Source organism: Skermanella aerolata KACC 11604, from assembly GCF_000936425.1.
Classification (GTDB): Bacteria; Pseudomonadota; Alphaproteobacteria; order Azospirillales; family Azospirillaceae; genus Skermanella; species Skermanella aerolata.
The window spans coordinates 1-9,143 of the sequence record NZ_AVFK01000098.1 but is presented as its reverse complement, the minus strand read 5'-3'; the positions used below and the strand labels follow the sequence as shown (position 1 = coordinate 9,143).

The following is a 9,143-nucleotide window of genomic DNA, read 5'->3' as shown; positions in this document are numbered from 1 at the left end:
GCATCTCGGTCGGCTTCCGGGTTGTCGAAGCTGGGTCTGACGATCTGCGATTGGCCCTGGATACGGCGAACAGCGCACCGTACCAGAAGTTCATGGCCAGCATCATCGGGCACTCCGGCCAAAGGTCCAGTGCGGCCTGAATGCACCACCTGTTGTCCAGCGCGCCCCGGACCCCGGCGCCTGCCTATCAGGCCTGTGGTGCCGGGCAGCCCAGCGTCCGCATAGATCGGCTGCTGGATCGATGTGGACCTGTGCGTGACATCGGTTGCGGGGTTCTCACAGGCGCACCGCCTCGCGGATGTTGCTCGACTTCTTTCCCGCACTCTCAGTGGCGATGCTCCCTGCTCCCTGCAGGGTCAGGGTTTTCTGCCAGATGGGAGTGCGGTGTCGCCGCGCCGACGAGGATCAGTGCGGTTCTCCGATCCGCATCAGCGGCGGCAGGGATGAGGTTCAGGGCAGCCTGCTGGAGATGCGTTTTGACCCCTCCGGCTGTGCCGTAAAGTGCTGCATGCATCCCCCAGTAGGCCAGGGAAAACACGACAAGTGCCGCGGTGATGCCGGCAGGGATGCCGGCCACGGTGCGGCGTACCGCCGGGACCATCCTGATCTCGCGCGTCGGATCGGCGGCAATCGTGACCATCATGGTCATGAGCAGGCCATGACCGATCAGGTCGATGCGGCCGAAGGGGTAAACGGCTGCAGTGAAGATTACTAGAAGGGCCAGCGCCGAGAAGCGCCTCACCAGCGGCGTCCAGATCAGCCCGACGCCGAGGGTGAACTCGGCGACGCCGGTCATTTGAATGAAAGCGTCCGCCGGCAGGCCGAGGGTCAGGTACGGCTTCTCCGCGATCAGCGGGTAGAACCACCCGGTGAAGGCGAACTTCTCCAGACTCGACCACATCAGCGCGATGGCGACAGCCCCGCGCAGGAGGGTGAACCGGTGCCGGCGCCATCCAGCGAACGGCTCAAGGGCAAGATAGCCCGCCACTCCGACCCCGAGCGCCAGGTAGTCGAGCATGTGAAAGAGGCCGTAGTCCCGCAGCGCCAGAAGCCACAGAGCTATGATGCCGAGCGCGGCAAGCGGCATGGTCCGGCGCGAGAAGATCAGGGCGCCGATCAGCAGCTGCGCCCAGGATACCCACTCCGAAGATGTTCTCAGTTCCGGCGTGAGGTAAACGCCGCCTACCGAGAAAAGAGCGACGAAGAAAGCGCCGACCGTCACCCGGACGAAATCGTCGGCGCGCGACCACAGCGGCGCGGTCCAGCGGTCAATCCGCTCAAGAATGCCGCTGCCCCGGCTGCCCCGCTCAAGAGCCGAGGCGCCGATGAAGAACACGAGGACCAGGCTGAGGGCAAGCCAGAACCAGGGACTGTCCAGGGTGCCGCTGGGCGGGCGCGGCGACTCCGCCACGGCATAGGCGGCAAACCATTTGACATGGGCCTCGGCCGACGATGCCAGGAACAGGAGCGTGAAAAAGGCCAAGCCAGGCCCGGCCTGGCGGCGGACAGCCGCCGCCGCAGAAGGTTCAATAATCATTATGGTAAGTCCAGTGGCTTTAAAGCTGAGGAGCATTCAGCCGGGGCGCTGATGATGCGGGCTACGCCCGGGCTGGGAAAAATCGAGAAGCGGAGATCCTGTTCAGTCAATATCTGTAATGTTTGTTATACTGTAAGCGGATTAGCTGCCGCTGTGGCTGCTCGTCTCCAATCCCGGCACAACTATGTTATGATCCTGAACGTAACAGTCTTCCCATGATGTATCGAAAGGCTAGGGATTATTTACGGATCGAGCAAGGGCGTTCAGGGGGCAAGCCTGATGGGCTCTGGAGTCTTTTCTTCCGCTTAGCATCCGGGAGGTAGTCCCGGCGCTTATGTATTATGCTGATGACCGGACCTGCGTGAGGGCGAAGCGGCCGGCAGTATCGGACACGCGGCTCCACCTGATCGGAAGGAACAACCCGTGACCAGCGACTCAGCGATCCTGATCCACCACAGCAGCGGGCAGTCGGCTGGCCGTCCGCCGGGAGCGTCACCGCGCCACGTCGCTGCCGCGGCGGCGCTGTTCAGCCTCGCCTACCTCGGCGCGGCGTTGCTTGGCCATGCCCTGACCCTGGAGCCATCGCGCATCGCCACCTTCTGGCCCACGGCCGGGCTCTACCTGGCGGCACTGCTGCTGGCGTTCAACGCCACGGTCCGGGCGGCCCGGGCCGGCGAAGCCGGCAAGGGCTTTACCGTGATGGCGAGCGAGATCAGGAACCTGGCCATCCAGACAGCCACTGCTGAAGATGAGATCCCGGCGCAGCCTTCATGCAGGTTGTGACCAACAGGACCTTGGCCGATATCCAGGTCATCGGCACCTCCACACCTCCCTTTGATCAGTCTGCCGCGGGAAGCGCAGAGCTACACATGTTCAGAGTAACCGTCAGGGTGCCGCCCCAGGATCCTCGAAAAGCGGAATGCTGTTCTCAGGATGGTGCAAAACGGTTACCCGCAGCGTTACCCAGTTGCTTGACCAGGGAGAACCGTCTTGATCGCCGATATCATTGTGGATGACCAACCCGCATCCGCCACCAGGGCACGGGGTGTTGTGCTCGTCGTCGACGACGAGGCACTGGTGCGCATGAACGCGGTCGAGATGTTCGAGGACCTCGGCTTCGAGGTGCTCGAGGCCGGCAGCGGAGCCGAAGCGCTGGCCAGGCTGCGGGAGCGTGCCGACATCGACCTGCTGTTCAGCGACTGCCGCATGCCCGGCATGACCGGTCCGGACCTGGCCGAGATCGCTGCCCGCCTGCGGCCGCACCTGCGCATCGTGCTGGTGTCCGGCTACATCAACGTCCGGCCCGGGGGCTGGTCGTATCTTTCCAAGCCCTATGACCTGAGCGCACTCGAGCGCGTGGTCGGCACACCCTCCTGATCGAGGCTCCGCTCTCCCCGGCCTCAGCCCTGGTCATCCAGTACCGCACGCACTTTTGCCGCCAGCTCCTCGAGCGTGAACGGCTTGCCGATCAGCTCGACGCCGGGATCGAGCACGCCGTTGTGGACCACGGCGTTGCGCGTGTAGCCGGTGGTGAACAGCACCTTCAGCTCCGGACGCCGCCGCAGCGCCTCGTCGGCCAGCTTGCGGCCGTTGATGTCGGGCATCACGATGTCGGTGAACAGCAGAACGATGTCCGGATGAGCCTCGAGCAGGCGCAGCGCCGCCGCGGCGCCGTCGGCCTCGAGCACGCGGTAGCCCAGCTCGGTCAGGGCGTCGACGCTGAACTCGCGCACCGTCGGCTCGTCCTCGACCACCAGCACGACTTCCCGCCGGTCGCCCAGCGGCACTTCGGCATCCTGCCGCTCGGCCGCCACGTCGTGCTCCGCGCCGATCAGCCGGGGCAGGTAGACCTTGACCGTGGTGCCCTGGCCGGGCTCGGAGTAGATCTTGACGTGGCCGTCCGACTGCTTGACGAAGCCGTAGACCTGGGACAGCCCCAGGCCGGTACCGCGGCCAACTTCCTTGGTGGTGAAGAACGGATCGAACGCCCGGGTGACCACCTCGGCGGCCATGCCGGTGCCGGTGTCGGTCACCGCGACCAGGACGTACTGGCCGGCCACCACACCGGGATGGGCGGTGGCGTAGCGCGCATCGAGATGGGCGTTCTGGGTCTCGATCGTCAGCCGGCCGCCCCCCGGCATGGCATCGCGGGCGTTGACCGCCAGGTTGAGGATGGTGTTCTTGAGCTGGTTGGGATCGGCGTGGCTGCGCCACAGGCCGCCGGCCAGCACCGTCTCCAGCCGGATGTCGGCGCCCAGCGCGTGGCGCAGCAGGTCCGACATGCCGGCCACCAGCCTGTTGGCGTCGACCGGCTCGGGGCGCAGCGGCTGCTGGCGCGAGAAGGCCAGCAGCCGCTGGGTCAGCACCGCCGCCCGCCGGGCGCCCTCCAGGGCATTGTCGACGTAGCGCCGCACGCGCGGGTCGGCGCTCCCGAGCCGGCGCCCGAGCAGGTCGAGCGAGCCGATCACCACCGCCAGCATGTTGTTGAAGTCGTGGGCGATGCCGCCGGTCAGCTGACCGACCGCCTCCATCTTCTGAGATTGCCGCAGCGCCTCGTGCGCCTGGTTGAGCTCGGCGGTGCGTTCGGCGACACGGGCCTCGAGGTTTTCATTCAGCTCGCGCAGCTGGTCCTCCGAACGCCGCCTCCCGGTGACGTCGATGACGGTGCCGATGAAGCGGACAACGCGGCCATGCCGCACCACCGTGCGTCCGCGGGCGGCGATCCAGCGCTCGACGCCGTCCTCAAGGCCGAGGGTGCGGTAGTCCATCTGGAACTCGCCCGGTCCCTCCGGAGCGAGCGCCGCAGCGATGGCAGCCTGGACATCGGCACTGTCATCCGGATGGAGGCCGGCCAGGAAGCTGCCCTGGTAGCTGACCGGTGCACGGGCGGAAAGGCCGAACAGCGCCCGGGTGCGGGCGTCCCAGCGCAGCTCTCCGGTGCCGACATCAAGGTCCCAGATGCCGATATCGGCGGCCTCGACGGCGAGGCGCGCCCGCTCCTCGCTCTCGTGCACCGCCGCCTCGGCGCGCTTGCGCTCGGTCAGGTCGAGCATCGCGCCGATCATGCGCACCGCCCGGCCGTCCTCATCGCGCAGCACGAAGCCGCGGTCGAGGATGTCGGCGTACGAACCATCGGCACGACGGAAGCGGTACTCGGCGTTCCAGCCGGCGCCGCTGCCCTCGATCACCGCATGGATGTCGCGGTCGATGCGGGCACGATCGTCAGCATGAATGTGGTCGAGCCACCACTGGGCCGTCGTACCGGTGTCCGGGTAGCCGAACAGCGTGCCGAGTGCTTCATTCCAGATGACGTGACCGTCGGCTATGCGCCAGTCCCAGATCGCGTCGTTGGTCGCCCGGGCCGCCAGCCGGTAGCGTTCCCCGGTCTCATGCAGAGCCGCGTCGGCGCCGCGCCGCTCGTCGATGTCGAGGAGAACTCCGGGGAAGCGCAGCGACGTTCCATCGGCGGCAAGCTCGACGCGGCCATTGGCCTCGATCCAGCGATAGGCACCGTCGTGCTGGCGTACGCAGTACTGGCAGCGGTAAGGCCCGCCCCGGCCCCGAACCTCGGCAATGGCCTCGGCAACGCGCCGGTGATCGTCCGGGTGGATCGAGGCCATGACCTGCCTGATCCCGAGGCCCCGCCGGCACAGCCCGGCATCGAGCCCGAAGGAGCGGGCAAAGCGCTCGTCGGCCGTGAAGTGGTCGGTCGGCAGGTCCCAGATCCAGGTCCCGACGATGGCGCCGGCATCGAGCGCGAGCTGCACGCACTCAGCATCCTCCCGCGCCCGCTTCACGCGTTCACGCTCGCGCTTCTCCGCCCGTCGGCGCTCGGTGACATCGCGGTAGAAAATGGCGAGGCCGTCGGCCACCGGGTAGGCACGCATGCTGAGCCAGGCGGCACGTCCATCCTCCCAGACATGGCGGTGTTCGAGAGCGACCGGCACCCGCTCGGTCATCGCCCGCCTGTACAGGCTTCCGAGTTCGCTGTGCTCGGATCCGGGATAGGCATCCCAGTGCGTCCGGCCGACGATCGCCGCGCGCGGCCGCGTTTCCAGGCGCATGGCTTCGTCGTTGACGTCGAGGATGCGAAAGTCATGATCGAGCAGAGCGAAGCTCTCGTCCATGCCGTCCACAACACCGCGCAGCCGCGCCTCACCGTCGCGGAGCTGCCGCTCGGCGAGCACCTGGCCGGTAATTTCCTGGCAGGCGCAGAACAGACCGGCCACCGCACCGGCCTTGTCCCGCACCGGTGTGTAGGAGAAGGCGAAATGCGTTTCCTCGGGATAGCCGTTGCGCTGCATGACGAGGGCAATGTTGTCCATCTGCACCGGCTGACCGGCAAAGGCCTGGTCGACGATCGGCACGAGGTCGTCGCGGATCTCATGCCACACGTCGAGGAAGGATCGGCCGAGAGCGTCCGGGTGCTTGGTGGCCAGGATGGGAGCGTAGGCGTCGTTGTAGAGGAGCGTGCGCTCCGGCCCCCAGGCGACGAACATCGGCTGGCTGGAGCCGAGCATCACCTCGACCAGCGTTCTCAGCGGCTGCGGCCAGGTTGCCGGGGTGCCCAGGGCGGTTTCCGACCACTTGTGGCGGCGGATCAGCGCGCCGAGCCCATGGTCGGCAGCGGGAAAATCAGACAAGATCCAGTCTCCCGTGACGTCGCTCACGAGGCACCCGCCATCCTGCCGACGGCACTCCGCCCGACCCGGAGGTCCTGTCCGGCGCCGGCAGGCGTGATCCTGTCGATGCCGCCTGGAGTGCCGATCTCCGTATCGCAGCTCGCCGGTTCCTTACTGGTCGGCGGGATCCGGCAAACCATGCGCCCTATCCACATGACCCGGACAGCATCGCCAAACCCCGGCGCACCGGCAGACACGGCAGAAGTCGGCTCCGCCACCGGGATACGAACTTGACTGATGGGCATGGCGAGCGGCTCCGGGCTGAAATGTCATGTTGCTGATCAAAACAGCTAGGGGAGCAGCACGGATCACGCAACAGCGATGTCGGAGTTGCAGACCCTGCTCACGCGGTAATGGGTGTGGTGGGAGGGCTCATCTTCAGTCGGCAGCGTACCGGGGCGGCGCGTGGAACAGGTCCAGTCCTTCCGGCAAGCTGGCAGGAATGTTGCCCTGCTGCAGAGCCCGGGCGACCTCGACCGTGCCGATCAGGCTCTGTGTTGCGAAAGGCTTATTCAGGCACCCGACTGCTACGTTCGTGCTGGTGTGGGCCCGCGAACTCCGGGCGCTGACATAGATCGACATCACGCGCCACCGCTTCAGCAGGGCCCGTGCCACCTCTATCCCGCTGCCGCCCCTGTCGAGACCGATGTCGATCAGTGCCAGGTCCGGGACCATCCGCTCAGCCAGCCTCAAGGACGCATCCAGGCACGCCACCGGTCCCATGATCTCATGACCCGCCTCCTGGAGCGTCAGCCCAATGCACAGGGCAATGATGGCTTCGTCCTCAACGATAAGGATGCGCATACGCCTGCCTTCCACTCAGCAAATCCTGTCCTGAAACAACTATATTACTGTGCATCGTTCACTTTAATGCTTTGATCAAGGCTTTCACCGACATAGTGTTGCATTTTCTGCTGGAGTCATAAGTAAAAAGTTCGATGTGTCGGCCTTACTTTATGCTGGACAGTTCAGCAGGGCGGCGAAACCCTGGAAAGGTAGTTTGAGTGCCTGGCAGGAACAGCATGGACAGCGACAAGGCTTCCGGCAACAGCTCCGATGAGTTCGATCCTGTCCTGCTCAAAGTCGCGGTTGAGGCGGCGAAGCTGGGAACCTTCGACTACGATGTGGCGGGCGACTGCTGGCACTGGAACCCGCGCCTGCGGGAGATGACGGGTCTGCCTTCTGGTCAGCAGGAAACCTTCGACAGCTTCGGCGCCCTGCTGCACCCGGAGGATCGGGAGCGGGCACTGGCGGCGGTCGGGGCGGCCCTGGATCCGGGCCGCGACGGCCTGTATGCCTGCGAGATGCGGCTGGTCCGTACCGACGGCGCGGTGATCTGGGTCAGTGCCGCCGGTCAGGGCGTGTTCGCCGACACCCCGGGCGGTCGCACGCCGGTCCGACTGGTCGGGATCGTCCGCGACATCACGTCACGGGTGGCGGCACTGCGGCAGAAGGACGTGCTGATCCGCAAGATGAGCCACCGCGTCAAGAACTCGCTGCAGACCGCCATGACCCTGCTCGAGCTGCAGGCGCGTTTCGTCGACAATCCGGCAGTCCGAAACCAGCTTCAGGAAGCACATGGGCGCATTCAGTCGGTGGCGCAGGTCCACCGTCACCTGTACCAGGCAACTGAGGTCACAAGCATCGCTGCGGGCGACTACCTGCGCGACCTCCTGGCCGAACTCGCCGCCCATCTCCTTCCGACGGGCAGCGGGATTACCTGGTGCGTGACCGGGGACAATCCGGTCCTGCCGGCCGACGACGTGCTCCGGATCGGCCTTGTGGTCAACGAGCTGTTCACCAACGCCTGCAAGTACGCCTTTGCCGGGCGGGCGGAGGGAACCATCGCCGTCGCTGTCCAGGACGATGGAGAGCACACGAAGCTCCGCGTCGCCGACGACGGTGTTGGGGTAGCCGACGGCATCGACCTGGTTCGCGACGGTCATCTCGGCATGACAATCGTCCGGTCGATCGTCGAGCAGCTTGAGGGAACATTGTCGCTCGAAGTCTGCGACGGCACCTGTTTCAGGATTCGCTTTCCCTATCGCTGAGACGCCGCGGGTCAGGAAGTGGATCAGAAATGCGGGTCCTCCGACTCTTGGCCAATCCTCGCGCCAGCTGGTCCTGACCGTAGTCAGAAGGCTTCCGCCGCGGTGTTCCCTTCATGCCACTGCCCCCCCTCCCGGCCGGCCTCAGCTCAGAAACCTTCACGCCCACCCCTCCGGTCGGCAAAAGTCAGCTATCGCTCCGATGTGCAACGCCGTCATTTATTGCGGTGCTGGATCGGTGTACCGGGTGTTGGACTGCAGATTCATAGCAGCACAGGCAGGAGCCCCTCCTTTGAGCACCGGACTGATTGCCCTCCTCGATGATGTCGTCGGATTGGCCAAGGTTGCCGCAGCATCGCTGGACGATGCCGCCGCCCAGGCCACCCGGGCGGGCGTCAAGGCCGCCGGCATCGTGGTCGACGATGCCGCGGTCACGCCGCGCTACGTCGTCGGCTTCGCGGCGGACCGCGAGCTACCGATCATCGGCAGGATCGCGCTGGGATCCCTCAGGAACAAAATGTTCTACCTGCTGCCGGCGGCGCTGGCGCTCAGCCTGATCGCACCCTGGGCGATCACGCCGCTGCTCATGCTGGGCGGCGCCTTCCTGTGCTACGAGGGAGCGGAAAAAGTCTACGAGACGATCCGCCCACATGACGACCATAGCGAGGACGGAGCGGAGGCGGCGGGAACCCCCGCCGAGCTGGAGGAGCGGAGGGTGCGCGGCGCCATCCAGACCGATCTGATCCTGTCGGCCGAAATCATGGCGATCACCCTGTCGACGGTGGCCGCCGAGACGTCCTCGTTCTGGACCCAGGCGTTCGTTCTGGCCATCGTGGCAATCGGCGTCACCGTGGTGGTTTACGGTGCGGTGGCCCT

The 9,143-nt window shown here is 65.9% G+C and carries 7 protein-coding genes and 1 pseudogene; 4 read left to right on the top strand and 4 right to left on the bottom strand.

Annotation, left to right across the window (positions count from 1 at the left end; genetic code table 11):
- Nucleotides 1-325: 325 nt before the first annotated feature.
- Nucleotides 326-1,537 (bottom strand): hypothetical protein, encoded by a 1,212-nt coding sequence (locus N826_RS37650; protein ID WP_063772377.1) that lies wholly within the window; start codon nt 1,535-1,537, stop codon nt 326-328.
- Between the two features lie 633 nt (nt 1,538-2,170).
- Between N826_RS37650 and N826_RS45590 the strand changes: the two are divergent.
- Nucleotides 2,171-2,302 (top strand): annotated as a pseudogene (locus tag N826_RS45590) (methyl-accepting chemotaxis protein); the annotation flags it as partial.
- Between the two features lie 243 nt (nt 2,303-2,545).
- Nucleotides 2,546-2,914: a response regulator gene (locus tag N826_RS37640; RefSeq protein WP_044437620.1), complete on the top strand. Its 369-nt coding sequence runs from the start codon at nt 2,546-2,548 to the stop codon at nt 2,912-2,914.
- A 23-nt stretch (nt 2,915-2,937) separates the two neighbouring features.
- On the opposite strand, the gene N826_RS41390 is transcribed toward N826_RS37640, so the two are convergent.
- From N826_RS41390 to N826_RS41105, 3 genes are all read right to left on the bottom strand, one after another.
- On the bottom strand, nt 2,938-6,207 hold the full coding sequence (locus N826_RS41390; RefSeq protein WP_044437616.1) for a PAS domain-containing protein: 3,270 nt from the start codon (nt 6,205-6,207) through the stop codon (nt 2,938-2,940).
- The gene (locus N826_RS43965) at nt 6,204-6,464 is read right to left on the bottom strand and encodes a hypothetical protein (RefSeq protein ID WP_147041341.1); all 261 of its coding nucleotides are present in this window, start codon (nt 6,462-6,464) and stop codon (nt 6,204-6,206) included. The genes N826_RS41390 and N826_RS43965 overlap by 4 nt, the downstream gene beginning before the upstream one ends.
- A gap of 133 nt (nt 6,465-6,597) precedes the next feature.
- Nucleotides 6,598-7,023, bottom strand: coding sequence for a response regulator (locus N826_RS41105; RefSeq protein WP_052832770.1), 426 nt, complete (start codon nt 7,021-7,023; stop codon nt 6,598-6,600).
- Nucleotides 7,024-7,241: 218 nt separating this feature from the next.
- On the opposite strand from N826_RS41105, the gene N826_RS41100 reads away from it, so the two are divergent.
- The gene (locus N826_RS41100; RefSeq protein WP_052832769.1) at nt 7,242-8,270 is read left to right on the top strand and encodes a sensor histidine kinase; all 1,029 of its coding nucleotides are present in this window, start codon (nt 7,242-7,244) and stop codon (nt 8,268-8,270) included.
- A 289-nt stretch (nt 8,271-8,559) separates the two neighbouring features.
- A partial coding sequence (locus N826_RS37620) for a DUF808 family protein (RefSeq protein WP_044437615.1) occupies nt 8,560-9,143 on the top strand: 584 nt, incomplete at its 3' end.

Bases quoted from the DNA above. Each gene is read 5' to 3' on its own strand.
- N826_RS37650 (WP_063772377.1), bottom strand. From the start codon at position 1,537: ATGATTATTGAACCTTCTGCGGCGGCGGCTGTCCGCCGCCAGGCCGGG.
- N826_RS43965 (WP_147041341.1), bottom strand. From the start codon at position 6,464: ATGCCCATCAGTCAAGTTCGTATCCCGGTGGCGGAGCCGACTTCTGCC.
- N826_RS41105 (WP_052832770.1), bottom strand. From the start codon at position 7,023: ATGCGCATCCTTATCGTTGAGGACGAAGCCATCATTGCCCTGTGCATT.
- N826_RS41100 (WP_052832769.1), top strand. From the start codon at position 7,242: ATGGACAGCGACAAGGCTTCCGGCAACAGCTCCGATGAGTTCGATCCT.